The organism is Niveispirillum sp. SYP-B3756 (assembly GCF_009495745.1).
Taxonomy (GTDB): domain Bacteria; phylum Pseudomonadota; class Alphaproteobacteria; order Azospirillales; family Azospirillaceae; genus Niveispirillum.
In genome coordinates this window covers 13,753-39,142 of the sequence record NZ_WIDQ01000009.1, presented here as the reverse complement: position 1 = coordinate 39,142, position 25,390 = coordinate 13,753, and the positions used below count along the sequence as shown (strand labels likewise).

Sequence of the window (25,390 nt, the reverse complement as noted above, 5' to 3'; positions counted from 1 at the left end):
AAAGGGAGTTTATTTTTGAATTTATGCATGAAGTCGAAGATAAGCAGCCGGACCCGTTCTGCCAATGGGGGAAGGTTTCCTTTCCGCAGCTTCGCCCCCACCCGGACCCAAGCAAAGATGGAAAGAATACCGGGTCATTGAACGCATCATTTGCGTCTTCCGCGCCGCTGACGCACATTCCGGTATTAATGGGACGGGATAGGGCGTGCAGGATCATGCGGGCATGGGGCCGGACGGGCCGGGCAGGGTTGATGCGATGGGCGGGGTTGCCCCTCATCGGCTTGCTGCTATTCTCGCTGCTCTGGTCGGGCATCAGTGCTGCCCTGGAAAGCCGGCCGCTGGCAAGGGATGGCGTGCTGGATCTGCGCGGCTGGGATTTTGGCCGGCAGGGGCAATTATCCCTGCAAGGTGACTGGGATTTCTGGCCCGACCAGTTGATCGGGCCGCAGGACATCGCCGATGGCAGTGCCCCGCCCCCGGCACGGTTGGCCGTGCCCGGCCGCTGGACCAGCCAGACACTCAACGGCCGTCCCCTCTCGGCCGAGGGCATCGGCACCTATCGGCTGCGCGTGCTGCTGCCGGCGGGGGCGCCCGCCCTGGCCATGCGGCATAATCAGCGTTTCGTCGCCTGGAACATCCTGATCAACGGCGAGTCCGTGCTGCGCGCCGGCCATGTCGGCCCCGATGCCGACAGTACCGACAGCGTCGGCCAGCGGGCCATCGCCGCCATCGCCCCCAGTAATGGGGAACTGGATATTATCGTGCAGGTGGCGGCCTTTGGCGGCTATGGCGGCATTCCCCGCGCCCTGCTGCTGGGCGATGCCGACAGTGTCTATGGCGACTGGCAGGTGGAACTGGCGCTGCGGGCCGCCTTTCTCAGCCTCTGCCTCTCCATCGGCATCCTGTATCTGATTCTGTTCCTGCTGCGCCCGCGCGACCGGATCTGTCTGGTCTTTGCCGTGATGTCCACGGCCATCGCCCTGGTGCAGGTGACCTCCAACACCCCGCTCAGCAGTGAATTGCTGGGCGACCAGTCGGGCAAGCTGCTGGGGCTGCTGAACAACATCATGTTCCCCGCCGTCTGGCTTTCCTGTCTGGCAGGTGCCGCCCTGCTGTTTCCCGGCTGTCTGCGCCGGGCCATGGTCTGGCCAACGGTGGCTGCCATCTGCGCCGTTCCCGTGGTCAGCCTGTTCACCCTGCAGGTGCCCTGGCTGTTGACGGCGGCTGCCACGCTGGGCCTGCTGCTGTCCATGGCCACGCTGTTGACGGCCGCCTTCGTCGCTTTCCGGCGACAGGTTGCCCTGGCCATGCCCATGGCCCTGGCCTGGACCGTGCTGGGGCTGGCCAATCTGGCCTTGACCCACAGGGTCGGCTTCAATGGGGTGATGGAAGCGGGCTATTGTTTCATGCTGCTGATGCAGGCCTCCATGCTGATCGACCATCTGCGCCATATGCTGGATCAGGCGCAGCAATCGAACGCCCGGCTGGCGGCGATGAATGGCGACCTGGAAGATCAGGTGCAGGACCGCACCCGCCACCTGACCGATACGGTGGACCGGCTGCGGCTGGCCCAGGAACGGCTGGTCCAGTCGGAAAAGCTGGCCAGTCTGGGCCGACTGGTGGCCGGTGTTGCGCATGAGGTGAATACACCTGTCGGCACAGCCCTGACCACCGCCACCCACCTGTCCACCCAGGTGCACGATGCCGAGCAGGCGATGCGTGCCGGCACCCTGACCCGGCGGCAACTGGCGGATTTCCTGGCGGAGACGCGCGAAGCCGCCAGCCTGCTGACGGCCACGGTGGAACGCACCGCTGCCATTGTGCAAAGCTTCAAACAAGCCATGGCGGACCGTACTGATGATCGGCCCCGCCGCTTCGATCTGGCCGATCTGGCGCGCGACCTGCGCCCCACGTTGGAGACACGGCTGGCCAACCGGCCGGTAACCGCAGCGGTAGAGATACCGCCCGGTTTGCTGCTGGAAACCTATCCCGGTGCCCTGGCCCAGGTGCTGGGCCAACTGGTTTCCAACGCGCTGGACCATGGCTTTCCCGAAGCCCGTTCCGGCCACATCCAGATAACCGCCAGCGCCACCGCCGATGATTGGGTGGAAATCCGGCTGGAGGATGATGGGGTGGGCATTGCCGATGCCATCAAGCCCCGCCTGTTCGAACCCTTTGCCACCACCGGCCGGGCTGCCGGCCGCACCGGCCTGGGGCTGCACATGGCCTATACGCTGGTCACCGGCCTGCTGGGGGGCAACATCAGCATTATCGACCGGCCCGGCGGTGGCACCTGCGCCATCATCCGCCTGCCCGCCGCCGATCAGGAAGCCCCGCTGCCCCCACCACCCGCCATGCCCACATGACGATATTTTTCTTCCCCGTTCTGAACGGGGCGCGAAACCACAACCCTTTCAGCGTGTATTGGCCGCTGGTTCCTGTCGGTATCCAATGGGAGCAGGTTACGGAAACGACGCCTGCGCTGGCCGAATGACATTGCCAGCGCCCACGGCTATGGTGCGGATGCCCCTTTTCCCGGCAACTGCCCTGTCACACGATGCCATGAAGCGCTGGTACCGGCGATATACCCTTGCCATGCATTGGCTGTTCGCTGCCTTGGCGCCCCTGCTGTTTCTGGCAGGAACCATGGTAAATATACCAGCCGCCAATGCACAGGTGGTGCTGCCATCGGTTAAGAAAGACAGCTCAACCGGCAAAGCTGAACAGCCGGTGGCAGTCAATGGCGTTCTGGATCTGCGGCACTGGGATTTCCAGCGTGACGGGGACATTTCGCTGTTTGGCGACTGGCATTTCTGGCGCGATCAGTTGGTGGACACAAAGGCGATCCAAACCGGTACGGCCCCACCCCCTGGTCTGTTGGCCGTTCCCGGACGCTGGACCAGCCAAAGTGTGGATGGTATCCCGCTGACGCCGGAGGGGGTGGGCACCTATCATCTGCGGGTATTATTGCCCGCAGATGCGCCCGAACTGGCCATACGCCACCGACAGCGTTTCATCGCCTACAATATGCTGATTAACGGCAGGCGGGCGCTTTACAGCGGCACGGTCGGTATTGATGCGCAAAGCACCGACACCTTTGGTAACCGCGCCATCAGCGTTGTTTCACCCTCCCAAGGCGTGTTGGAGATCACGATGCAGGTGGCCGCCTTCGGGGGCTATGGCGGGATACCCGGCACCCTCCGGTTGGGGGACGTGGAGCAAATATATGGGGATTGGCATAATGAGCTGGCCTTGCGCACGGCCTTCCTCTCGGCTTGCCTGTCGATTGGCATTTTATATCTGGCGCTCTTTATTCTAAGACCGGCGGATCGGGAATGTCTGGTCTTTGCGGTCATGTCTGGATTATTTGCCTTGGCCCAATTGACCGGAAACACCCCCCTTGCAAATGATATATACAGCATCTTTTCCGGACGATTATTATCAAATATAAACGTCGCTATGTTTAGTTTGATATTTTTAATTAACATCTCAAATATTGTCGTAAAATTTAATCGTGTTTTGAATCGCAAGCTAGTTATATTGTCCATCCTTTTAACATCTGCTGTTCCCTTTGCCAATCTATGGGCGCTTTCATCTCCCTGGCTGATGCCTCTGGCCATTTCGGCCAGCCTGTCATCCATCATGCTGATGCTGATTTCAGCGGCCATTGCCGGTGGCAGACGTTCAGAAACAATGCCGACCATCCTCACGGTCACCATCTTGTGCCTTGCGAATGCCGCCATGGTGGTGGGCATTGGTTTCAAAGGGATTGTGGAGGCGGTCTATTGTTTGATCCTGATCTTCCAGGCCGTGATGCTGATCAACAGACTGCGCCAGATGCTGGACCAGGCGAGAGACGCCAATACCCGGCTGGCCGCCCTGAATGATGCGCTGGAAGATCAGGTGGCCGACCGCACCCGCCACCTGTCGGAAACGGTGGATCGGCTGCAAGTGACGCAGAAGCGTTTGGTGCAGTCAGAAAAGCTGGCCAGCCTGGGGCGTCTTGTCGCCGGCGTTGCGCATGAGGTGAACACCCCGGTGGGGACCGCCCTGACCACGGTGACCTATCTTTCCCAACAGGTGAACAGCGCGGCACAGGCGCTGACGGCCGGCAGCCTGACCCGCCGCAATCTGGTGGATTTCCTGGAAGAGGCGCAGCTGGCCACGGGGCTCCTCACCTCCACGGTAGAACGGACCGCCACCATTGTGCGGGGCTTCCGGCAAATGGGCACGGAGGGCATGGATAAGGCACCGACGCGCCTGGATCTGCACGATCTTCTGGCGGAGCTGCGCCCGGCGATGGAGATGCAGGCGCAGGCCGCCCACCTGACCCTGCTGATCGATACGCATCCGGGATTGTTGCTGGTCAGCAACGGCTGGGCTCTGACTCAGCTTATCAGCCAGCTCTTTTCCAACTGCATCAACCATGCCTTCCCGGATCGCCGGCAAGGCACCATCCGTCTCAGCAGCACGCTGGACCCGCGGGGGTGGCTGGACCTGATCGTGGAAGATGATGGGGTCGGGATCGCGGCGGATATCCGGCCCCATCTGTTTGAACCTTTTGCCACCACCGACCGGGCATCGGGCCGCACCGGGCTGGGCCTGCACATGGCCTTTACCTTGGCAACCGGGGTGCTGGGGGGCAGCATCCATATTGATGATCGGCCCGGCGGCGGCACCAGCGCCCTGATCCGCCTGCCGACCACCGACCCGGAAGCCCCCCTGCCCCTCGCAAAGGGCGCAACCGCCATGCTCACATAAAGATATCTTTATGTTTACATGCGTTATCTGTTGGGCGTAAAAACGAAAAGCATGGCCGCCTGTACTGGCGGCCGGTTCCGGCAGGGTGGGAGGTTTTGGATCATGACACGGGAAGAACGGCTGCGGCGCCTGGATGATATTGCCCGCACGCGTATCCTGGTGATTGATGGCGCCATGGGCACCATGATCCAGCGCCACAAGCTGGAAGAGGAAGATTATCGCGGCGACCGGTTCAAGGACTGGCCGCATGATGTGAAGGGCAATAACGACCTGCTCTCCATCACCCAGCCGGCGATCATTCGGGGTATCCACCAGCAATATCTGGATGCCGGTGCCGATATCATTGAAACCAACACCTTCAACTCCACCAGCATTTCCATGGCCGATTATGGCATGGAAGATCTGGCCTATGAGCTGAATTTCGCAGGGGCCAAGCTGGCCCGCCAGGCCGCCGACACCGCGGAGGCGACCGACCCGTCCCGCCCGCGCTATGTCGCCGGCGCGCTCGGCCCCACCAACCGCACGGCCAGCATCAGCCCGGTGGTCACCGACCCCGGCTTCCGCAATGTCGATTTTGATGAGCTGCGGCTGGCCTATAAGGAACAGACCGCCGGCCTGATCGATGGCGGGGCCGACCTGCTGATGGTGGAAACCATCTTCGACACGCTGAACGCCAAGGCGGCCTTGTTCGCCATTGAGGAAGTGCTGGAGGAAAAGGGGCTGGTGCTGCCGGTGCTGATTTCCGGCACCATCACCGACCGTTCCGGCCGCACCCTGTCGGGCCAAACGACGGAGGCTTTCTGGAACAGCCTGCGCCATGTGAAGCCCTTCTCCATCGGGCTGAACTGCGCCTTGGGCGCCGACCTGATGCGCCCCTATATCCAGGAACTGGCCCGCATCGCTGATGTCTATGTCTCAGCCTACCCCAATGCCGGCCTGCCGAATGAGTTCGGCCAGTATGATGAAAAGCCCGAACATATGGCCAGCGATCTGCAGGGCTGGGCCAAGGACGGGCTGGTGAATATTGTCGGCGGTTGCTGCGGCTCCACGCCCGACCATATCCGCGCCATTGCCGAGAGCGTGAAGGGCCTGCCCCCCCGCGCGCCTGCCCAGCCGGAACGGCAGATGCGCCTGTCGGGGCTGGAACCGTTTACGATGCCGGCGTTTTAAGGGGGAACCGGTCAGGTGCCCGCCGCCTCGCCCCAAGGATCGATCAACACCAGCCCCGCATCGGCGAAATGCCGGATGTTGCGGGTGGCGAGCGGCATTTCCCGTGCAACAGCAACGCCTGCAATCAAAGTATCCCTGATTTCCTGGACTATCCCATCTTTTTCCCGTCTTGCTTTGAGTACAGCACCAGCATGGGCGGCAGCCTCATCAACGGCCAACACACGGCCACTGATCATGCCCACCATGACGCGCCTGTACATGGCATTCAGGTCTTCGCGCCGTACCGGATCTTTGACGCGCTCAATCCCGTGGCGCAGCTCAAAAATATTGATGGTGGTTGTCCAGAAATCTTCCACCCGATACTGGTTTGCCCAGGAAACGACTATCGGGTTACGTTCCCACGACATCAGCGCGGACAGTACGTTTGTATCTAGAATGATCATTCGCCGAAATCCGGGATCAGAAAGCCACCTCCACGCAGTTCCTCAACCTCGCAAGGCAGGAACCCGACGCCTGAATCGGCGCATTGGCGGGCAATACGCTCCCCGGCAGGCAGCGTGGGATCATCGTCAAGGATGCCCGCGCCAGCGGCAAGCAGCCGCCGCGCCTCTTCCTCCAATGTCAGCCCATGCTGACGGGCCCGCTGTTCCAGCCGGTCCCGAACATTGGGTTCCAGGTCAAGCACCAGATGATTATCCATCGCGGTCTCCTGTTCAGCATTTTAGCCGCTAAAATATAACACGCCCCCTCCTTCCCCCCAAGCACCCCAACCCCCGAGCCGCCGCCATGACCAACGCCCCCCGCACCGCCAGTTTCGTCAATATTGGCGAGCGCACCAACGTCACCGGCTCGGCCAAGTTCAAGAAACTGGTGCTGGAGGGCAATTACGAGGCGGCGCTGGATGTCGCGCGGGAGCAGGTGGCCAACGGCGCCCAGGTGATCGACATCAACATGGACGAGGCGATGCTGGACAGTGAGGCGGCGATGGTCCGCTTCCTGCGCCTGATCGCCTCGGAACCCGATATCGCCCGCGTGCCGGTGATGATCGACAGCTCCAAATGGAGCGTCATCGAGGCGGGTCTGAAGAATGTCCAGGGCAAGGCCATCGTCAATTCCATCAGCCTGAAGGAAGGCGAAGACCTGTTTGTCGCCCAGGCCAAGAAGATCCGCCGCTATGGTGCCGCCGTGGTGGTGATGGCGTTTGACGAGAAGGGCCAGGCCGACACCCGCACCCGCAAGCTGGAAATCTGCAAGCGTTCCTATGATGTGCTGGTGAACAAGGTTGGCTTCCCGCCGGAAGACATCATCTTCGATCCCAACATCTTCGCCGTCGCCACCGGCATTGAGGAACATAATAACTACGCCGTCGACTTTATTGAGGCGACGCGCGATATCCGCCGCGACTGCCCCGGTGCCCATATTTCCGGCGGTCTCTCCAACGTCTCCTTCAGCTTCCGCGGCAACAATACCGTGCGCGCGGCGATGCATTCAGTCTTCCTCTATCACGCCATCCCGGCGGGGATGGATATGGGCATCGTCAATGCCGGCGAACTGCCGGTCTATGACGATATCCCGGAGGAGCTGCGCGAGCGGGTAGAGGATGTCATCCTCAACCGCCGCGAGGATGCCACCGACCGGCTGCTGGAGGTGGCGGACAAATATAAGGGTGGCGAGAAGAAGAAGGCCGCCGACCTTGCCTGGCGCAGCCGTCCGGTGACGGAGCGCCTGACCCACGCCCTGGTGCATGGCATCGACGAGTTTATCAACGACGACACGGAGGAGGCGCGGCTGGCCGCCGAGCGGCCCCTGCATGTCATCGAAGGCCCGTTGATGGATGGCATGAATGTGGTGGGCGACCTGTTCGGGGCGGGCAAGATGTTCCTGCCCCAGGTGGTGAAATCCGCCCGCGTGATGAAGAAGGCCGTCGCCTGGCTGCTGCCCTATATCGAGGCGGAGAAGGGCGGCGGCAAGTCCGAACCCGCCGGCCGCGTGCTGATGGCCACGGTGAAGGGCGACGTGCATGATATCGGCAAGAACATTGTCGGCGTCGTGCTGCAATGCAATAATTTTGAGGTGGTGGATCTGGGCGTCATGGTCCCCGCCGCTAAAATTCTGGATGAGGCCAAGGCCCATCATTGCAACATTATCGGCCTGTCCGGCCTGATCACCCCGTCGCTGGATGAAATGGTGTTCGTGGCCCGCGAAATGCAGCGCCTGGGCCTGAAAATGCCGCTGCTGATCGGCGGGGCCACCACATCCAAGGTGCATACCGCCGTCAAGATCGACCCGAACTATGACGGGCCGGTGGTGCATGTGCTGGATGCCAGCCGCGCCGTGGGCGTGGCGCAGAACCTGCTTCATGCCGAAAATGGCCCCACCTATACCGCCGGCATCAAGGCCGATTACGCGGCGATGCGGGAGGCGCACGCCCGCAACCAGTTGACCCGCGCCCGCCTGCCCCTGGCCCAGGCACGCGCCAACGCGCTGAAACTGGATTGGGCCAGCTACCAGCCGCCCCAGCCGCTGAAACCCGGCCTGACGGTGCTGGAGGATTACGATCTGGCCGAACTGGTGGCCCGGATTGACTGGAAGCCCTTCTTCCAGGCCTGGGAACTGCACGGCAATTTCCCCGCCATCCTGGACGATGCAAAGGTGGGCGAGAGTGCGCGCGCTCTCTGGGCCGATGCTCAGGCCATGTTGCAGCGGATTGTGGGGGAGAAATGGTTGACGGCGCGCGGCGTTGTCGGCTTCTGGCCCGCCAATGCCGTGGGCGATGATATTGAGCTATACACGGATGAAGGCCGGGGCACGGTGCTGGAACGGCTGCATATGCTGCGCCAGCAGATGGCGCGCGATCCGGGCCGCGACCGTGCCCATCTCTGCCTGTCCGATTATGTGGCGCCGAAATCCAGCGGTCTGGCCGATTGGGTGGGCGGTTTCGCCGTCACGGCGGGCCATGGGCTGGAAGAACGCGCCAAGGCGTTTGAGGCGGCGCACGATGATTACAGCGCCATCCTGCTGAAGGCCCTGGGCGACCGCCTGGCCGAAGCCTTCGCCGAGCGCCTGCATGAACGGGTGCGGACCGAGCTGTGGGGCTACGCGGCGGGCGAGAGCCTGACCAACGAGCAGTTGATTGCCGAGGCCTATCGCGGCATCCGCCCGGCGCCGGGCTATCCCGCCTGCCCCGACCATACGGAAAAATCCACCCTGTTCCGCCTGCTGGGGGCGACGGAGCAGGCCGGCATCACCCTGACGGAAAGCTTCGCCATGATGCCCACCGCCGCCGTGTCCGGCTGGTACTTCGCCCACCCGGACGCCAAATATTTCGGTGTGGCCAAGGTGGAACGCGATCAGGTGGCCGACTACGCCCAGCGCAAGGGCATGAGCCTGCCCGACATGGAACGCTGGCTGGCCCCCAACCTGAATTACGAACCGGGGACGGAGGATCGGGCGGCAGTGACGGCGGCGTAAGGGGGGCTGGGCACGTCCACGCCCTTGACCGCTAGCCCCTCTGCCCCACCCTCTCTACCTGCCTCCCACGCGAACACGGGGGTCCAGGGGCCACAGGCACCAAGCCCTTAATCTCCCAATCCCATCCCGCCTCCTCCCCGTCATCCCGGCGAAGGCCGGGATCCAGCGCGCGCGTCTGCGCGCCACCTGACTCACCCCACGCCCGCCCCACCTTGTCCACCCCTTCGCAAGATGCCATATTTAACTGCGCATTGTGTGGAGCCACCCCATGACCGACCTGTCCCTGCAATCCCGCCAGTGGGAAATTGTCGGCACCCTTCTGGGAGTGTCGGAACAGCCATTGTCCGATCTTGATGCCGTGCGATTGGTACGCAAGCGCTTCCAGCCGGAGGTAATCGCCCGGCTGGGCCGGGCGGGCATCAGCACGGATGTCTTGCACCGAGTCATTCCACGCCGCACCCTGGAACATCGCCGCCAGCGGCAGGAATCCTTGACGCAGGAAGAAAGCGAACGCGCCTATCGCGTTGCCAACATCCTGGCCCTGGCTGAAACCGTGATGGGGGATCGCACCCGGGCCCTCTCCTGGCTGACCGCGCCTAAGCGTAGCCTTGGCGGGGAAACACCGATGGACCTGCTGGACACCGAACCCGGCGCACGGGCGGTGGAGGAACTGCTTTACGCCATTGATGAAGGTTACTTCGCGTGATCCTCTGGCGGATCAGCAACCATGCCGATCTGCGCGGGATTGGCGGCTTGAAGGCTGCCGGTCGCTGGCACAATCGGGGCCGCCCCGTGGTCTATCTGGCGGAAAGCCAACCCGGTGCCTTGCTGGAAGTTTTGGTCCATATTGAGGTGACAAGGCTGGAAGATTTGCCCAGCCATTACACCCTATTGAAAGTATCCGGCGATGCCCCCATCGCCACCTGTCCCACGTTGGCGGAGGGGTGGCTGGACAATCCGCAAATAACCCGCCGGGTCGGTGATGACTGGCTGGCCAGCGGAGAAAGCTGCTTGCTACGTGTGCCCAGTGCCATCATCCCCGGCGTCTGGAACCTCCTCCTGAACCCGCTTCACCCGGAAGCGGACGGGTTCAGGATAGAGCATGTCTTAAAGGTTCCGTTTGATAGACGTCTGTTTTTGGTTTGATGGCTTCTCAATCACCTTTTATTATATTTAAAAATTTATCTTTTTGAAAATATAAATTCACTACACTCTTATTAAATCCATTTGGTGAAAAATTTTGTCCCCGTTCCAACCGTAAGACACCTTGAAGCCCCGCTTGGATAATTTTTCTATTTATGTATTCATAATCTGATAGATTTAACTCCACAGCAGAAAAAACATGAAACTCACTTCCAGCAAAGTTTTTTGGATTATTTAATACATGATTTACAATATAATCCATTAAATCACTCCCCATGATTTTATTTACTATTTCTTTTATAGTTGGAATTGCAAGAATTTTGCTTTCTTCTAATTTAATTTCTTCCGATAATTTACCGAATTCAGCTCTAAGGATTCCTTTTACACCAGCCGCATGTTGAATATCTGCAAATAATCCCTTCAAGCCAGATGGGTCCGTTGCCTCTATAGCATTTAACAGAGACCAAGGAAGTGGAAGATCAGCCAGCTTCAAACCTGAATGACACAAAGGGACTGTAAGAAAATTCTGGTTCCCTGTAGAAGATACTTTCCGATACCACGCCGCACCAAGTTCAAAATTTATCCATTCCTTTTTGATAGATGATGGACTGACGCAGAATATAAAAAAATTGCTAGCAAATAGATTTCTTTCAATTGATTGGAGAAAATTTTCTCCGCTTCTGATTGATTCTCCATCAGAAGAAACAAAAAAATCGACAAAACCGCCAAATTCGACATCTATGGCATTCTGGATTTTATGAACAATTGACTTTTCCAAATGAGCATGAGAAAAAAATATTTTAAGTTTTCCGGTATTTGTATATTGAAAATTATTCACAAAACAAACTCCACTTTTGATTTGTTAAAATTTTACTGTAACTTTCGGAGCATGATACTCCATTTTTGTCTTATACACATCGGCGGTTTCGATCACACACACCGGGTTGGTATTCATTATGTTCAAAGTTAGAAATACCTAATCATACCGCCATTTTCAACTGTCTATTCCCGGTCGCGCAGGGCCTGAAGGCCAGCCCGGATAACATCTGCCGCGTCGGCGTAATCCCCGCGCGCCACCAGATCGTCCACGAAGCTGCCCATATCCTCGGGCACCGGCACGGACCGCGTTGCTGACAGAGCCATCGCAATTTCCTCCGCAGAGTGACGGGCAATAAGATAGCATAGGGCAATCCTTCTTCCCAATCCCCGGCACGGTGCCCCCATCATGCCAGAACGTCCCCCCGCCAGCGCCACCCCCAACCTGTCACCCGGCGCCGCCGGGCCGGCGGTGCCGGGTGACAGGTTGGCCATCGCCAAGGACTGCACGCCCATCGCCCCCCTGGCATCCACACCCCATACCGGGTTCAAGATCGGCATCCTGCAAGGGGAAGCAGGCGACGCCCCCGACTTTCTGGACCCCCTGGACGCAGAAGAGCTTGCCCTTTGGGAGGGGCATCCCTGAACCCCCGCGTGCCCCCCCCCGACTGTGGCAGGCACGCCTTGCCAAACCAACCGCCCCAATATAGGATTTAATTCCCCAAAACCTCCCACCGGCCACCGCCATGCCGCTGCCCATCCGCCCCCAGCACAGAGCCCGCAGCGGCATTCATTCGGAGCAGGCGCACGCCCCCACTCCGGCCCAAAACCCGCAACCCTTTGAAAACACACCCCTCCCCCACACGCCCTCTACGCAACACAAAGCGTTTATCTGTTGCGTAGTGTTGCGTAGGGCCGGACATCCCAGCCCGCGCTGCCGCTCAGGGCTGCAAGCCGCGCGCACCGTCCAGCGTCGCCAAGGTGGAACGCGATCAGATGGCCGATTATGCCCAGCGCAAGGGCATTTCCCCGCCCGACATGGAACGCTGGCTGGCCCCCAACCTGAATTACGAACCGGGGAGCGAAGACAGGGCAGCAGCGACAGCGGCGTAAGGGGAACGGGCTTTGCAGTTCAGCGCGCTTTTGTCCCTTTCTCGCCAGACGCGGTGGATATAGGCCGGCGGATGTCGCTGCCGCTTCAGGCCGGGCTCCGTTCCGCGTCCCTCAGCCGAAGGGTCAGGGACGGGCCTTTGCCACCGGCGGTGCTGGTGGGCGGTGGCGGCTGAAATCCAGGGCCAGCCAGGCCAGGCCCAGCCCGATCATCAGCACTGGCACCGGGTTGCGCAGGGCCAGATCGGTCACCTCATCCACAATGGCGCGGGCCTGCCCGTTGCGCTGGAACAGGCCCAGCGCATTGTCCACCAGGGTTTCCGGTTGCAATCGCCGCTCAATCTCCGCCGCGGCGCGGGTCATACCGGCTCGGGCCTGTTCAATTTCCCGCTCAATCTCATTGGTGCTGCCGGCCATTCTGATCCCCTTTCCGCTTTTTTCACCGCCATCGGGCCCGTCTCATGCCGGCCCCTTGCAGCAACACCGATCAGCGCCGGAGGTTTCATTCACGCGAGATTATGGACGCACCCCATCCCTATGGACACGTATTGGCTTGTATCTTGGAAAGGTAAATTGCCTTAGACTAGCCTTTCAGGCTGCGGAGACCGCCGATGGGCATGTTTGATTTCCTTAAAGTAAATGTCACGGAAAAGGTTTCCGTACCGAATTACACGGCCCATCTTCATATTGATGGCAAACAATTATCCGTGGCCAACCTGGGCATCAGCAGCGTGACCGTTACCGGCACCAAGTTGAAGGTGGGGCAAAGCGTCACTTTTGATCTGGCGCTGAAGGATCCCAAGCAGAATCTGGCGCTGAAGGGGACCGGCACCGTCGCCACGGTGGATGGCAAGACGGCCAAGATCAACTTCACCAGTCTGCCCGATGCCAGTAAACAGGCGGTGGCCCGCTTCCTGGCGCGCTACATGATCAACCGCTGAGGTCTGTCGGTGCCAAAGCTGCTGCGTGCCCTGCCCTTCCTGCTGTTGGCGGGATTTGCCGCCCTGCCGGTCGGGGCGGAGGTTCAGCAGCGCCCGCGTCCACAGCCAGAAGGTGCCTTGGGGCGGCTGCCCTGGCAGAGCTGGCATGACGGGGCCATCGCCCCACCGCGTCCGGCCCCGCAATACCAACAGCGCATCGTCTTCGCCTTTGACAAGCCGTCTAACAGCTTGCTGACGCCCAGCCGGGAGTTGAGCCAGCTTTGCCGGCGGAACCTGTTCGTGCAGCAGATCAATCTGCACTACCGCGCCTTCGGGCCGGGGGAACGGCCGATGGGGGTGGGGTTCGGCTCGCTCTCCTTCAATATCTATGATCCGGGGCAAAGGCGCAGCCCGGACCGGGTCTATTTCTTCAAGGATCAGGATACAGGCCGCTGTCAGGTTTTCACCGCGCGGCTGCAGGATATCGGGCGCTATTTCATCCGCCCCTGATCCGGCCCCCATTTCAGCGCGCCAGCGCCACCATATCCACCCCGTCACTGGCCAGCCGGAAGGCATCCTCTTCCCGCGGCACTTTTGTGATCAAAAGCCGCATCTTGCGCAGATGATAGGTGCGCAGCAGCCGTTGCAGCCGCGCCCGACCCGGCCCATCCAACGGACCCAGCAATTCATAGTCGATGGACACAACAGAAACGCGGGTGCCCAGCGGGTCCAGCACATGATCGACGCCATTCAGTTCAATGGCGATGCCTTTGCAGTGCGGGCCCAGGGTCTGCACCATGCCGGAAATGCGCGAACCGGCGGTGCCCGCCGGCATCTGCACCAGATGGAACATCAGCTGCCGGCGCAGTTCCACCGGCAGGTTGCGCGACACCTCCACATAACGGTCCAGCAGGCGCGGCAGCATCAGGTTTTCAAACCGCACCGGCATGATCAACGTGGCATCGCGCTTGCCGGGGCGATGCCAGTCCATCGCCACCGACAGGGTGACCAGATCCGCCTCGAAACTGACATTCAGATCATCGGCAATGGACATCAGGGCGTTGGCAATATCATCCCGCCAGGGATGGGCCAGATCGGCGATGAAGAAGGGAATCGGATAACCCTCGGGCTGGGTCACCTGGATGGGGTCCAGTGTCGCCTTCTGCAGGGCATTCTTCAGCAGCCGTGATACCTGCTGGCGGCTTTCTTCACGCCGTTGCGCCAGCTTGGCCAGCAGCACGTCGGCGATGCCGCCACCGTCAAAGCCGTCATCCGCCACCTCTACCTCAGCCGCAAAGCTTTCCACCTGGGCTTCCAGCGACGCGGTACTGTTGCCCAGCAGGCGGTTGCGAATCTGCTGGGCAATCTCCCGCGCCCGTACAGACGCCTCCGCCTCCGGCAACTCGCCGAAAAAAATGACAAAGCCGTCATCGGCCGTGCGCTCCAGCATATCTTCCGCCCCCAGATGGCGGCGAATCACCCCCTCGGCAATGGCCAGTGCCTGCACGCGCACCTGCCCCCAGCGCTCCCCCAGGGCGGTGCGCACATCATTCAGCCCGATCAGTTGCAGCCGCCCGGCGATCAGCGGGCGCGAAGGGTCGGCCGCCGCCCGTTCCGGCAACTCGCTCAGGCTGCCGCGCGGGCCGGGCAGCAGATCCTCCAGCGAGGCACAGGTCAGCATCCGCAGCCGCCGGCCGCTGATCTGTCGCACCGGCTTGCCCTGAATTTCCACATGGATGGGCTTGCCCCGGCCAGTCAGCAGGCGCAGGGCCCGCCGGCTCTCCTCATCGCTTTGCAGCGCTTCATGGAAACGGGGGGAGAGTGCCGGCCAGTCATCAATCGGCACCAGTACGGAGAAATGCCGGCCCGCGATTTCATCAATAGGGCGTTCGATCAGGCGCAGCATGGCCGGGTTCACCAGCACAATCCGCCCGTCATCGCTCAACATCAGCATCGGCAGATCGATATTGCCGATGACAGCGCTCAACATCAGCTCGGAGGAGGCACGGGCCTGCGCCAGCTTGTGGAACTCCCCGTTATCGCGGGCGACACCCAGAAAAATGGGAATATCATCGATGGTCCGCAGCCCCTGGCCGACCAGCCGCAGCGACACCCGCCCACCCCGCCGCATCAGCCCGACCTCGATATCCAGCACCGATCCCTGGTGCATCACCCGCATGATGGCGGGGCCGGGGTCGGGCTGCCCCTCCACCCGCTGCAACAAGGCCGCTGACATATTCTCCATCCCCGCCGCATCCAGCCCGGCCAGAGTGCCGAACGCTTCATTGGCAAAGGCGACGACAAGCCGAGCACCATCATCGCGCAACACCAGCACGGGAAGCGGAAAAGAGGAAAAAAGATCGGCGATGCCAGTCAGGGACTCGATCAAGCAGACCCCTCCACCGCGATGGAGTAAGAATACGAAGCGATCTAATTTTACGCGCTTTCACCGGAAGCAAAAACCGATTTCGCGCAAATTATCGTTGTGGCCCGGGATTTTCCTACTGTTGCGTGCAAATCCCCTTTCTGGACACGATCCGGCCCATGCCTCCCGCCCGACGCATCCCAGCGCCCCAAGCTCGGCACTTCCCCAACCGGGCCGACCCCTCTATATAGGCCCCTCAGCTGGACGTCCCCCGCACCTGTAGTGGGTGCAAGGGGCGTTTTCGTGCGACCATATCGCCCTTCCCGCCCGTAAGACGACGGTCCGACTGAACATGCCGAAACGCACCGACATCAAATCCATCTGCATCATCGGCGCGGGGCCGATCATTATCGGCCAGGCCTGCGAATTCGATTATTCCGGCGTCCAGGCCTGTAAGGCGCTGAAGGAGGAGGGCTATCGGGTCATCCTCGTCAATTCCAACCCGGCCACCATCATGACCGATCCCGGTCTGGCCGACGCGACCTATATTGAGCCGATCACCCCGGCCATGGTTGCAAAGATCCTGGAAAAGGAGCGCCCCGACGCGCTGCTGCCCACCATGGGCGGCCAGACCGCGCTGAACACAGCGCTGACCCTGTTCCGCGACGGCACGCTGGACCGGTTGGGTGTGGAGATGATCGGCGCCAAGGCCGACGTCATCGAAAAGGCGGAAGACCGCCTGAAATTCCGCGACGCCATGGACAAGATCGGGCTGGAAAGCCCGCGCTCCCTGCTGGTGAAGACCTATGAGGAGGCGCTGGAAGGTTTGGCCTTTGTCGGCCTGCCCGCCATCATCCGCCCCAGCTTCACGCTGGCCGGCACCGGCGGCGGCATCGCCTATAACAGGGCTGAGTTCGAGGATATCGTCCGCGGCGGTCTGCGCGCCAGCCCGGTCAGCGAAGTTCTGATCGAGGAGTCGGTCCTCGGTTGGAAGGAATATGAGATGGAAGTTGTACGCGACAGCCGCGACAACTGCATCATCATCTGCGCCATCGAGAATATCGATCCGATGGGCGTGCATACCGGCGACAGCATCACCGTGGCCCCCGCCCTGACGCTGACCGACAAAGAATATCAGATCATGCGCAATGCCAGCCTGACGGTGCTGCGCGAGATCGGCGTGGATACCGGCGGGTCGAACGTGCAGTTCGGCGTACATCCCGATACCGGCCGCATGGTCGTGATCGAGATGAACCCCCGCGTGTCGCGCTCCTCCGCGCTGGCATCCAAGGCCACCGGCTTCCCGATCGCCAAGATCGCCGCCAAGCTGGCTGTCGGCTATACGCTGGATGAACTGACCAACGACATTACCGGCACGACGCCGGCCAGCTTCGAACCGACGATCGATTATGTCGTCACGAAGATGCCGCGCTTCGCGTTCGAGAAGTTTCCCGGTGCTGACACCACGCTGACCACGTCGATGAAGTCGGTTGGCGAGGCCATGTCCATCGGTCGTACCTTTGCCGAGTCGGTGCAAAAAGCCCTGCGGTCGATGGAAACCGGCCTGACCGGCTTCAACGAAGTGGACCTGACCGGCGGCAGCGGCGTGGTCGACCCGCTGAAGATCCGCGCCGCATTGTCGCGCCCCACCAGTGAACGGCTGCTGTATATCGCCCAGGCCTTCCGCCATGGGCTGACGGTGGATCAGGTGTTTGAGGCCTGCAAGGTCGATCCCTGGTTCCTGCGTCAGATCCAGGACATCGTTGCCGAGGAAGTCACCATCAAGGCGGCCGGTCTGGCCGGGCTGGATGCCGAGCGCTTCAACCGCATCAAGTCCATGGGTTTCAGCGATGCCCGCATCGCCGAGCTGACGGACAACAGCGAAGAGGCCGTTGCCGCCGCCCGCCGGGGCAAGGGCATTGTGCCGGTGTTCAAGCGCATCGACACCTGTGCTGCCGAATTCGCCAGCCGCACGCCCTATATGTATTCCACCTATGAAGGCAACGGGCTGGAACCGGCGGAATGCGAAAGCGCCCCGACGGACCGGAAGAAGGTCATCATCCTGGGTGGCGGGCCGAACCGCATCGGCCAGGGGATCGAGTTCGATTATTGCTGCGTCCATGCCGTCTATGCCCTGCAGGAAGCGGGCTATGAGACGATCATGGTCAACTGCAACCCGGAAACGGTTTCCACCGACTATGACACCGCCGACCGCCTGTATTTCGAGCCGCTGACGGCCGAAGACGTGATCGAACTGGTCCGCAAGGAGCAGGAGAATGGCGAGGTGCTGGGCCTGATCGTGCAGTTCGGCGGCCAGACGCCGCTGAAGCTGGCCCGCGATCTGGAAGCCGCCGGCATCCCCATCCTGGGCACCACGCCGGACGCCATCGATCTGGCCGAAGACCGGGAACGGTTCCAGCAGTTGCTGCACAAGCTGGACCTGCGCCAGCCGGCTAACGGCTTGGCCCGTTCGCTGGAAGAGGCGGTGGCCGTTGCCAACAAGATCGGCTTCCCCGTCGTCATCCGCCCCTCCTATGTGCTGGGCGGCCGGGCGATGGAAATCGTCCATGATATGGCCGGCCTGCACCGTTATATCGCCACCGCCGTGAAGGTGTCGGGCAAGAACCCGGTGCTGATCGACAGCTATCTGCAAGATGCCATCGAGGTGGACGTGGATGCCGTGGCCGATGCCACGGGTGAGGTCTATGTCGCCGGCATCATGGAGCATATCGAGGAAGCCGGCATCCATTCCGGCGACAGCGCCTGCGCTCTGCCGCCCTACACCCTGTCCAAGCCGGTGGTGGATGAACTGTCGGTGCAGGCGGTGAAGCTGGCCAAGGGGCTGAATGTTGTTGGCTTGATGAACATCCAGTTCGCGGTGAAGCAATCAGCCGATGGCTCCGGCCCCGGCGGCTTCGACATCTACATCCTGGAAGTCAACCCGCGTGCCAGCCGTACGGTGCCGTTCGTGGCCAAGGCCACCGGCACGGCCATCGCCAAGGTGGCCGCCCGTGTCATGGCCGGGGAAAAGCTGGCCGACTTCAAGCTGAACGGCCCGTTCCCGCCGCATATGGCGGTGAAGGAAGCCGTGTTCCCGTTCAACCGTTTCCCCGGTGTCGACATCCTGCTGGGGCCGGAAATGCGTTCCACCGGCGAGGTGATGGGCCTGGACAAGAACTTTGCCATGGCCTTCGCCAAGAGCCAGCTGGGCGCCGGCGTCACCTTGCCGCGCGAAGGCACAGTGTTCATCTCCGTGCGGGAGCGTGACAAGCCGGCCATGGTGCCGGTTGCCCGCACCCTGGCCGGGTTGGGTTTCAAGATCATCGCCACCAAGGGTACCGCCAAGTTCCTGACCGATGCCGGCATTACGGTACGGGCGGTGAACAAGGTGCTGGAAGGCCAGCCCCATATTGTCGATGAAATGATCAATGGCGCGGTCCAACTGGTGTTTAACACTGTTGAAGGACCGCAGGCGATGTCTGACAGCTTCAGCTTGCGCCGCACGGCCCTGACCAATAACATCCCCTACTACACGACGGTGGCGGGTGCTGAGGCAGCGGTCGAAGCCATCTCAGGCCTGAAGACCGGCAATCTTGAAGTGGCTCCGCTTCAGTCCTATCTGAGCGGGTCTTATTAAGAAGGTTGGTCTGCGGTGCGGCCCCATGGCCGCACCGTCGGGGTTTTTTATTTCGGCGCCACCTAATCTCTTGGGAAAAAGGTACGATGGAAAAGGTTCCCATGACGGCCCGGGGGTATAACCGGCTGCAGGATGAGTTGAAGCATCTGAAGAGCGTTGAGCGGCCGGCGGTGATCAAGGCGATCGCCGAAGCCCGTGAACACGGCGATCTGTCGGAAAATGCGGAATATCACGCGGCCCGCGAGAAGCAGAGCTTCATCGAAGGCCGGGTGATGGAGTTGGAAGACAAGATCAGCCGTGCCGAGGTGATTGACCCCACCCGGCTTTCCGGCAATGCCGTGAAGTTCGGTGCCACCATCACCCTGGCTGACGAGGACACCGATGAAGAGGTGACCTATCAGATCGTCGGTCAGGATGAGAGCGACATCAAGCAGGGCCTGATCGCCATCACCAGCCCCTTGGCTCGTGCGCTGATCGGTAAATCCGTTGGCGACAATGTGGAGGTCACCACACCCGGCGGCTCCAAGAGCTACGAGGTTGTGGGCATCGCCTTCAAGTAAGGTACCCAAAAGGCCTCCCTTTACCGGGGAAGTCAGCAAAAGCCCGCCCGGCACCCGCCGCGGCGGGCTTTTTGTTTTTCACCCCGCAGAGATGGCGCTTGCCGCCTCACCCCTTAAATGCTACACACTGTAGCACTATGAACGATAGCGCTACAGACGATCACAATCCGTCAGACTTGGGCGATCTCGAACGGGAGATCATGGACCTGGTCTGGCGACGTGGACCGGTCAACGCTGATGCGGTGCGAGAGATGCTTAGCCGCCCGTTGAAGGAATCCACGGTTCGCACGGTCCTGAAACGGCTGGAGGAGAAAGGATATCTCACCCATGAGGTAGAAGGACGGACCTTCATCTATCAGGCAGCACAGGGCCGTGACCGGGTGGCGGCACGCGCCGTGAAGCGCATCGTCGACTGGTTTTGCGGTGGATCGGCCGAAGATGTCGTCGTCGGCATGGTCGAAACCGACATGCTGACGCCGGAACAACTGCAAGCCCTGGCCGAAAAGATCGAACAGGCCCGCAAACGGGGGAAATGATGCTGGCACTGTTGGCGGAGGCGGCCCTGCGTTCAGCCGCCCTGATCGGGATGGCGTGGCTGGCTCTGCGCCTGCTGCGTGTCACCAACCCTTTCACCCAGATGGCGGTCTGGGACGGCGTGCTGGCAACGTCGTTTGCCATGCCGCTGCTGATGCAACTGGCCCCCGCAGATCGCTTGACCGTACCGCTGGACGGTATCCGGTTCTGGCTGCAGCCGGCGACACAGCTGGTCGCCCGGGCTGAACCGGCAGCCCAGGCGACCCTGGCAGCCGCCAGCCCGCCCACCCTTGACATTGGCTGGTCCGATCTTGGGCTGGGGCTCTATCTGCTGGTGACCGGCACCCTGCTGCTGCGACTGGCCCTTGGCACCCTTGCCGGCCTGCGGCTGCGGGCACGGGCGCAGCGGCTGCGCCATGGCTGGACGCAGCCGCATGATATCCGGGTGAGCAAGGATATCACCGTACCGCTGACCATTGCCGGCACCATCCTGCTTCCCCCTGACTTTACGGGCTGGAGTGCTGCCACCCGCAAGGCCGTGCTGGCGCACGAAGCGTCGCATATCGAACGGCACGATTACTACATGCTGCTTCTCTCCACCCTGCATCGGGCCCTGTTCTGGTTCAGCCCGGCCGCCTGGTGGCTCGACAACAGGCTGGCGCTGCTGGCGGAAGCCAATAGCGACACGGCCGCCCTTGAACAGATGGAGGATCACTTGACCTATGCCGAAATCCTGGTGGCCATGGCTGTAAAGGCCCGCCGCCTTCCCGCCGGTCTGGCCATGGCGCGCCCGGCCACCGTCACCGCCCGCGTTGAGCGTATCCTGCAGGGGGGCGCCCTGCCGCTGCGGATGAATGCCCGGCGCTGGGCGCTGGTGCTGGCCCTGCTGGCCCCCGCCAGCGTCATCAGTGCCGGCGCCACCGGCACGGACAAGGTTGATCCCGCCGTGGCAGCCAGGATGGCCGAGCAGGCCAAGCCGCGCACCGCCATCGCCCTGGCACCGGAAGCCATGGACAAGTTCACCGGCTATTATGAGACGCCGTTGATGGCCAACCGGCCGCTGAAAGTTTATCGGGAGGGCGATCATCTGCTGGCCCATGTCATCGGCCAGCCGGCCATGGCCTTCTATCCGGAAAGCCCGACCAGTTTCTTCTCCCGCGATATGCCGGTTCAGGGCAGTTTTCAGGTGAATGGCCAGGGTGTGGTCGGTGGCGTGGTGCTGCACCAGAATGGCCACGACCTGCCCGCCGCCCGTATTGAAGATGCCCGCGGCAAGGCGCTGGAACAGGCCCTGGCGGAACGGGTCAAATCCAACAAGCCACTGCCCGGCAGCGAGGCCGCCCTGCGCGCCCATATCGCCCAGATCAAGGCCGGCAAGATCGACCGCGACAGCCTGGTGGCGGACAAGGCCGATGCCGTCATCTCCCTGCTGCCGAAAATCCAGGCGGAGATGCTGCCGCTGGGCGATCTGCAATCAGTGCAGTTCAAGCGCGTCGATGAAGGCGGCATGGATGTCTACCGCGCCACCTATGCCCATGGCGTGCGCGATTGGTGGGTCTTGGTGACACCGAATGGCAAGCTGGACAGCATGTGGTTCGGCCCCGCCTCCTGATCTCAAACACCTTTATAAAACAAAACCCACCCAGCTTGCCTGTGGTGGGTTTTGCCATGCCGGATCAATGCCTCCGCTTGCCACCGCCCCCGCTTTCCTGGCACCTTGCCGGCAACAGGTAAAAGCGAGGAAGCAATGACCGGCAACAAGCGCATCGGCATCCTGACCAGCGGCGGCGACTGCGCCGGCCTGAACGCGGTGATCCGGGCTGCCGTCCACCGCGCCCAATATTATGGCTGGGAAGTGGTGGGGATCGAAGACGGCACCCAGGGGCTGCTGACCCGTCCGGTACGCTATGTAAAGCTGGATACCAACATGGTGGATGGCGCCATGATGCGCCAGGGTGGCACCATTCTGGGCACCACCAACAAGGACGACCCGTTCGCCTACCCCATGGTCGAACCAGCCCGAAAAAGTTCCTGAGGGGTGATTGCCTCATAAGCATTCTTCTATTCATGGGATAATTCTATCAATATAACCCCCTTGCCTTAGCTGACGAATATGGCACTCTCCTTTCGAGAGGTGTTGAATGGAAGATATATTTTTACTGAAGTATGATGGGCTTTCCGCCACCATGGGTGAAATGGATGCCTATGATGTCGCCGATGCCCTCCGGGGGTTTGCAGATTTCTCCCGCCGGGTCTCGGAAGGTGTGTACGGGCGGAAGATGGAAATTCGGACATCGGTCCGAGATATCCGCCACGGGTCGGTCGAGATTGAATTCCTTACCCGAATCCTGTCCTCGGAGAACATGGCGTTGCTCGTCACAATGTACGAGCACCTCCCATCCGTCCTGAAGGTTATCGGCGAATGCATCAAGCTATTTAAGCACCTCCAGGGACAAAAGCCCGCCAGCATAAAGAAAGCCGAAAACGGCAGCGTCTTGGTTGAAAACAATAGTGGAACAATTCTTGTATTTAATCAATCAACTGTAAATATCGCGCTTGATCAAAAAACAGGACGCTCCGTTCAGAGTTTCATCAAAAAGCCGCTTGGAAGATCCGCCGATACGTTGGTTATCAAGGCAGATGGTCGTGAAATAGCAAATATTAACCGGGAGGAATCTCAATACTTTTTCCCTATTGATTCCACCGATTTACTTACCGAAACCAAATCAGAAATCTACCTGACTATTGCAACAACAGTCTTCGAGGGACATGCCCAGTGGCGATTCCACGATGGTCGAGATACTTTCTCAGCCCGGATTGAAGATCAGGTATTCCTTGATCGAGTCGAGCGAGGAGAGGAGCGGTTCGGAAAAGGTGATGCTCTTTTGGTTCGCCTTCGGGCCATGCAAAAGCGAGCGAACGGCCGCCTAGTCGCCGAGTACGTGATCGAAGATGTAATTAAACACATGCCCACCTCGGAACTGCAGGGAAAGTTGCTATAAGAGATTTCAGGGGGAGGGAGATTGGGCGCTATTAGTCACAATTTTATTATTGATTTTGCTAAATTTTATTTACTTTTGTGTTTTTTCTTTACGAAAACATCGGATGAAGGCTGGTCGCCGGTGGTCTGGGGCTCTCCCCCATTTTGCTGGACCTCCTCCAACCTTGCCACCGCCCCCGCTTTCCTGGCACCTTGCCGGCAACAGGTAAAAGCGAGGAAACAATGACCGGCAACAAGCGCATCGGCATCCTGACCAGCGGCGGCGACTGCGCCGGCCTGAACGCGGTGATCCGGGCCGCCGTTCACCGCGCCCAATATTATGGCTGGGAAGTGGTGGGGATCGAAGATGGCACCCAGGGGCTGCTGACCCGTCCGGTGCGTTATGTGAAGCTGGATACCAACATGGTGGATGGCGCCATGATGCGCCAGGGCGGCACCATTCTGGGCACCACCAACAAGGGTGACCCGTTCGCCTATCCCATGGCAGATGGAACCAAGAAGGATCGCAGCCAGGAGATTATCGGCGGCCTGCGCGAACTGGGGGTGGATGGGCTGATCGGCATTGGCGGCGATGGCTCCATGGCCATTCTGCGGCGGCTGGCCCAGCAGGGCGGGTTCAAGCTGATCGGCATTCCCAAGACCATCGATAATGATCTTGGCATCACCGAAACCTCTGTCGGGTTCGATACAGCCGTGGCCGTGGCAACGGAGGCGCTGGACCGTTTGCAGCCCACTGCCGCCAGCCATGACCGGGTGATGGTACTGGAGGTGATGGGCCGCGATGCCGGCCATATCGCCCTGTCTGCCGGCATTGCCGGCGGGGCGGATGTCATCCTGCTGCCGGAACTGCGCTGGTCGGTGGCCGGCATCGCCGCGAAGATCCGCAAGGTGCAGGCCGGCGGGCGCAATTTCGCCCTGGTCGTGGTGTCGGAGGCGGTCAAGACCATGGAAGGGGCCGCCGCCCAGCAGGAATTCAGCGATGGGCAAAAGCGCTATGGCGGCATCGGCAATTATGTCGGCCACCTGATCGCCGAAGCGACGGGGGCGGAAACCCGCGTCACCGTATTGGGCCATGTGCAGCGCGGCTGCCCGCCCAGCTATCGTGACCGGCTGCTGGCGTCGGCCTTTGGCGTGGCGGCGGTGGATTTGTTAGCAGCGGACAAGTCCGACCGGCTGCTGGCCTGGTCCAACCGCTGCGTCATTGATATCCCGATCGAGGATGCCATCAAGACCTATGCCGCCGTCGATGTTGCCGGCACGCTGGTGAAGACGGCGCGCGGCCTTGGCATCTATGTCGGTGATGATGCCTGACGATGATTGGCCGCCGGCCCCGGTGGCCTCCCCTACCCCCTGGAACAGCCTGTGGGATTTCTCCCTCACCGTCTATGCCGCCCCTGATGTGGCGGAGGCGTGCCTGCGCGCGCAGGATCAGCATGGGCTGGATGTGAACCTGATCCTGTGGGCGGCCTGGCTGGGGGCCAATGGCCACCGTCTGACCAGTGCGGAACTGGCCGCCGCCGCCAGTGCCAGCGATGCCTGGCGGCGGGAGGTGGTGCAGCCGCTGCGCGCCGTGCGCCGCCGACTGAAAAGCGGGCCCCCACCGGCCCCCAATGCCAACAGCGCCGCCCTGCGGGAACAGGTGCAAGCGGCGGAACTGGAGGCCGAACGCCAGCAGCAGCAGATGCTCCAGGCATTTCCCCCACGGCAACGTCTTGAAGCGACACCGGAATTGGCGCTGGCGGCCAATATCGCCCTGTTGCTGCCGGCCGGCAACCGCCGCGCGGTTACAGAAGCGTTACACGCCGCCATTTTCAACCCGTGAGCGGTGGTGCTAGGGTCTGCCCCTAAGGGCCGCCCGGACAGCGACCCGACCCTGAAACTGTTCATATTGTCGGAGTACGC

22 protein-coding genes and 2 pseudogenes are annotated in these 25,390 nt (G+C 61.1%); 17 read left to right on the top strand and 7 right to left on the bottom strand.

What is annotated here, in order from left to right; genetic code table 11:
- Positions 1-251: 251 nt before the first annotated feature.
- The gene (locus tag GE253_RS17360) at positions 252-2,366 is read left to right on the top strand and encodes a sensor histidine kinase (RefSeq protein ID WP_173012697.1); all 2,115 of its coding nucleotides are present in this window, start codon (positions 252-254) and stop codon (positions 2,364-2,366) included.
- Between the two features lie 810 nt (positions 2,367-3,176).
- On the opposite strand, the gene GE253_RS25895 is transcribed toward GE253_RS17360, so the two are convergent.
- Positions 3,177-3,704 (bottom strand): hypothetical protein, encoded by a 528-nt coding sequence (locus GE253_RS25895; protein WP_173012696.1) that lies wholly within the window; start codon positions 3,702-3,704, stop codon positions 3,177-3,179.
- Here GE253_RS25895 and GE253_RS25890 point away from each other — a divergent pair.
- Both GE253_RS25890 and GE253_RS17350 read left to right on the top strand, forming a co-directional pair.
- Complete coding sequence (locus GE253_RS25890; RefSeq protein WP_173012695.1) at positions 3,694-4,761, top strand: HAMP domain-containing sensor histidine kinase; 1,068 nt, start codon at positions 3,694-3,696, stop codon at positions 4,759-4,761. The genes GE253_RS25895 and GE253_RS25890 overlap by 11 nt on opposite strands.
- 102 nt (positions 4,762-4,863) lie before the next feature.
- Complete coding sequence (locus tag GE253_RS17350; RefSeq protein ID WP_153205410.1) at positions 4,864-5,931, top strand: homocysteine S-methyltransferase family protein; 1,068 nt, start codon at positions 4,864-4,866, stop codon at positions 5,929-5,931.
- An 11-nt stretch (positions 5,932-5,942) separates the two neighbouring features.
- On the opposite strand, the gene GE253_RS17345 is transcribed toward GE253_RS17350, so the two are convergent.
- Together GE253_RS17345 and GE253_RS17340 are read right to left on the bottom strand one after the other, a co-directional pair.
- Positions 5,943-6,374 (bottom strand): PIN domain-containing protein, encoded by a 432-nt coding sequence (locus tag GE253_RS17345; RefSeq protein ID WP_153205409.1) that lies wholly within the window; start codon positions 6,372-6,374, stop codon positions 5,943-5,945.
- Positions 6,371-6,631 carry a toxin-antitoxin system gene (locus GE253_RS17340; protein ID WP_153205408.1) on the bottom strand — a complete coding sequence of 87 codons (261 nt, stop codon included), beginning with the start codon at positions 6,629-6,631 and terminating at the stop codon, positions 6,371-6,373. Before GE253_RS17340 ends, GE253_RS17345 begins: the two co-directional genes overlap by 4 nt.
- Positions 6,632-6,738: 107 nt before the next feature.
- Between GE253_RS17340 and metH the strand changes: the two are divergent.
- The 3 genes and pseudogenes from metH to GE253_RS17325 all read left to right on the top strand — a co-directional run.
- Positions 6,739-9,402: pseudogene (metH, locus tag GE253_RS17335) on the top strand (methionine synthase); the annotation flags it as partial.
- A 268-nt stretch (positions 9,403-9,670) separates the two neighbouring features.
- Positions 9,671-10,108 (top strand): antitoxin Xre/MbcA/ParS toxin-binding domain-containing protein, encoded by a 438-nt coding sequence (locus GE253_RS17330; RefSeq protein ID WP_153205406.1) that lies wholly within the window; start codon positions 9,671-9,673, stop codon positions 10,106-10,108.
- Positions 10,105-10,548 carry an RES family NAD+ phosphorylase gene (locus GE253_RS17325; RefSeq protein WP_211101497.1) on the top strand — a complete coding sequence of 148 codons (444 nt, stop codon included), beginning with the start codon at positions 10,105-10,107 and terminating at the stop codon, positions 10,546-10,548. Before GE253_RS17330 ends, GE253_RS17325 begins: the two co-directional genes overlap by 4 nt.
- A gap of 7 nt (positions 10,549-10,555) precedes the next feature.
- On the opposite strand, the gene GE253_RS17320 is transcribed toward GE253_RS17325, so the two are convergent.
- Both GE253_RS17320 and GE253_RS25885 read right to left on the bottom strand, forming a co-directional pair.
- Positions 10,556-11,383, bottom strand: a complete 828-nt coding sequence (locus GE253_RS17320; protein ID WP_153205405.1) for a toll/interleukin-1 receptor domain-containing protein — start codon at positions 11,381-11,383, stop codon at positions 10,556-10,558.
- Positions 11,384-11,547: 164 nt separating this feature from the next.
- On the bottom strand, positions 11,548-11,688 hold the full coding sequence (locus GE253_RS25885) for a type II toxin-antitoxin system ParD family antitoxin (protein ID WP_173012694.1): 141 nt from the start codon (positions 11,686-11,688) through the stop codon (positions 11,548-11,550).
- Positions 11,689-11,770: 82 nt separating this feature from the next.
- On the opposite strand from GE253_RS25885, the gene GE253_RS17310 reads away from it, so the two are divergent.
- A complete protein-coding gene (locus tag GE253_RS17310) occupies positions 11,771-12,007 on the top strand; it encodes a type II toxin-antitoxin system prevent-host-death family antitoxin (protein WP_153205404.1) in 237 nt (78 codons plus the stop codon).
- Positions 12,008-12,597: 590 nt separating this feature from the next.
- Here GE253_RS17310 and GE253_RS17305 read toward each other — a convergent pair.
- Positions 12,598-12,888 carry a DUF3618 domain-containing protein gene (locus GE253_RS17305; RefSeq protein WP_153205403.1) on the bottom strand — a complete coding sequence of 97 codons (291 nt, stop codon included), beginning with the start codon at positions 12,886-12,888 and terminating at the stop codon, positions 12,598-12,600.
- A gap of 194 nt (positions 12,889-13,082) precedes the next feature.
- On the opposite strand from GE253_RS17305, the gene GE253_RS17300 reads away from it, so the two are divergent.
- Complete coding sequence (locus GE253_RS17300; RefSeq protein WP_153205402.1) at positions 13,083-13,412, top strand: hypothetical protein; 330 nt, start codon at positions 13,083-13,085, stop codon at positions 13,410-13,412.
- A gap of 9 nt (positions 13,413-13,421) precedes the next feature.
- Positions 13,422-13,901, top strand: coding sequence for a hypothetical protein (locus GE253_RS17295; protein ID WP_153205401.1), 480 nt, complete (start codon positions 13,422-13,424; stop codon positions 13,899-13,901).
- A 13-nt stretch (positions 13,902-13,914) separates the two neighbouring features.
- Here GE253_RS17295 and GE253_RS17290 read toward each other — a convergent pair whose 3' ends face one another.
- The gene (locus tag GE253_RS17290) at positions 13,915-15,780 is read right to left on the bottom strand and encodes a PAS domain-containing protein (protein WP_153205400.1); all 1,866 of its coding nucleotides are present in this window, start codon (positions 15,778-15,780) and stop codon (positions 13,915-13,917) included.
- A gap of 328 nt (positions 15,781-16,108) precedes the next feature.
- Here GE253_RS17290 and carB point away from each other — a divergent pair, with 328 nt between their 5' ends.
- The 8 genes and pseudogenes from carB (at position 16,109) to GE253_RS17250 (ending at position 25,310) form a co-directional block, all read left to right on the top strand.
- Positions 16,109-19,393 carry a carbamoyl-phosphate synthase large subunit gene (gene carB / locus GE253_RS17285; protein WP_153205399.1) on the top strand — a complete coding sequence of 1,095 codons (3,285 nt, stop codon included), beginning with the start codon at positions 16,109-16,111 and terminating at the stop codon, positions 19,391-19,393.
- Between the two features lie 86 nt (positions 19,394-19,479).
- Positions 19,480-19,953: a transcription elongation factor GreA gene (gene greA, locus GE253_RS17280; protein WP_089286602.1), complete on the top strand. Its 474-nt coding sequence runs from the start codon at positions 19,480-19,482 to the stop codon at positions 19,951-19,953.
- A gap of 137 nt (positions 19,954-20,090) precedes the next feature.
- Entirely contained in the window at positions 20,091-20,489 is a 399-nt protein-coding gene (locus tag GE253_RS17275; protein ID WP_153205398.1) for a BlaI/MecI/CopY family transcriptional regulator, read from the top strand.
- Entirely contained in the window at positions 20,486-22,099 is a 1,614-nt protein-coding gene (locus GE253_RS17270; protein WP_153205397.1) for a M56 family metallopeptidase, read from the top strand. The genes GE253_RS17275 and GE253_RS17270 overlap by 4 nt, the downstream gene beginning before the upstream one ends.
- Before the next feature lie 135 nt (positions 22,100-22,234).
- Positions 22,235-22,501, top strand: a pseudogene (locus GE253_RS17265) (6-phosphofructokinase); the annotation flags it as partial.
- 127 nt (positions 22,502-22,628) lie between these two features.
- On the top strand, positions 22,629-23,489 hold the full coding sequence (locus tag GE253_RS17260; RefSeq protein ID WP_153205396.1) for a hypothetical protein: 861 nt from the start codon (positions 22,629-22,631) through the stop codon (positions 23,487-23,489).
- A 221-nt stretch (positions 23,490-23,710) separates the two neighbouring features.
- Positions 23,711-24,799, top strand: coding sequence for an ATP-dependent 6-phosphofructokinase (locus tag GE253_RS17255; protein ID WP_153205395.1), 1,089 nt, complete (start codon positions 23,711-23,713; stop codon positions 24,797-24,799).
- On the top strand, positions 24,789-25,310 hold the full coding sequence (locus tag GE253_RS17250) for a TIGR02444 family protein (RefSeq protein ID WP_247878722.1): 522 nt from the start codon (positions 24,789-24,791) through the stop codon (positions 25,308-25,310). The genes GE253_RS17255 and GE253_RS17250 overlap by 11 nt, the downstream gene beginning before the upstream one ends.
- Positions 25,311-25,390: the final 80 nt, after the last annotated feature.

Bases quoted from the DNA above. Each gene is read 5' to 3' on its own strand.
- GE253_RS17260 (WP_153205396.1), top strand. From the start codon at position 22,629: ATGGAAGATATATTTTTACTGAAGTATGATGGGCTTTCCGCCACCATG.
- GE253_RS17330 (WP_153205406.1), top strand. From the start codon at position 9,671: ATGACCGACCTGTCCCTGCAATCCCGCCAGTGGGAAATTGTCGGCACC.
- GE253_RS17275 (WP_153205398.1), top strand. From the start codon at position 20,091: ATGAACGATAGCGCTACAGACGATCACAATCCGTCAGACTTGGGCGAT.
- GE253_RS17270 (WP_153205397.1), top strand. From the start codon at position 20,486: ATGATGCTGGCACTGTTGGCGGAGGCGGCCCTGCGTTCAGCCGCCCTG.
- GE253_RS25890 (WP_173012695.1), top strand. From the start codon at position 3,694: ATGCCGACCATCCTCACGGTCACCATCTTGTGCCTTGCGAATGCCGCC.
- GE253_RS25895 (WP_173012696.1), bottom strand. From the start codon at position 3,704: ATGGTCGGCATTGTTTCTGAACGTCTGCCACCGGCAATGGCCGCTGAA.
- GE253_RS17360 (WP_173012697.1), top strand. From the start codon at position 252: ATGCGATGGGCGGGGTTGCCCCTCATCGGCTTGCTGCTATTCTCGCTG.
- GE253_RS17300 (WP_153205402.1), top strand. From the start codon at position 13,083: ATGGGCATGTTTGATTTCCTTAAAGTAAATGTCACGGAAAAGGTTTCC.
- GE253_RS17255 (WP_153205395.1), top strand. From the start codon at position 23,711: ATGACCGGCAACAAGCGCATCGGCATCCTGACCAGCGGCGGCGACTGC.
- GE253_RS17305 (WP_153205403.1), bottom strand. From the start codon at position 12,888: ATGGCCGGCAGCACCAATGAGATTGAGCGGGAAATTGAACAGGCCCGA.
- carB (WP_153205399.1), top strand. From the start codon at position 16,109: ATGCCGAAACGCACCGACATCAAATCCATCTGCATCATCGGCGCGGGG.
- GE253_RS17350 (WP_153205410.1), top strand. From the start codon at position 4,864: ATGACACGGGAAGAACGGCTGCGGCGCCTGGATGATATTGCCCGCACG.
- GE253_RS17250 (WP_247878722.1), top strand. From the start codon at position 24,789: ATGATGCCTGACGATGATTGGCCGCCGGCCCCGGTGGCCTCCCCTACC.
- GE253_RS17310 (WP_153205404.1), top strand. From the start codon at position 11,771: ATGCCAGAACGTCCCCCCGCCAGCGCCACCCCCAACCTGTCACCCGGC.
- GE253_RS17340 (WP_153205408.1), bottom strand. From the start codon at position 6,631: ATGGATAATCATCTGGTGCTTGACCTGGAACCCAATGTTCGGGACCGG.
- GE253_RS25885 (WP_173012694.1), bottom strand. From the start codon at position 11,688: ATGGCTCTGTCAGCAACGCGGTCCGTGCCGGTGCCCGAGGATATGGGC.
- GE253_RS17345 (WP_153205409.1), bottom strand. From the start codon at position 6,374: ATGATCATTCTAGATACAAACGTACTGTCCGCGCTGATGTCGTGGGAA.
- greA (WP_089286602.1), top strand. From the start codon at position 19,480: ATGGAAAAGGTTCCCATGACGGCCCGGGGGTATAACCGGCTGCAGGAT.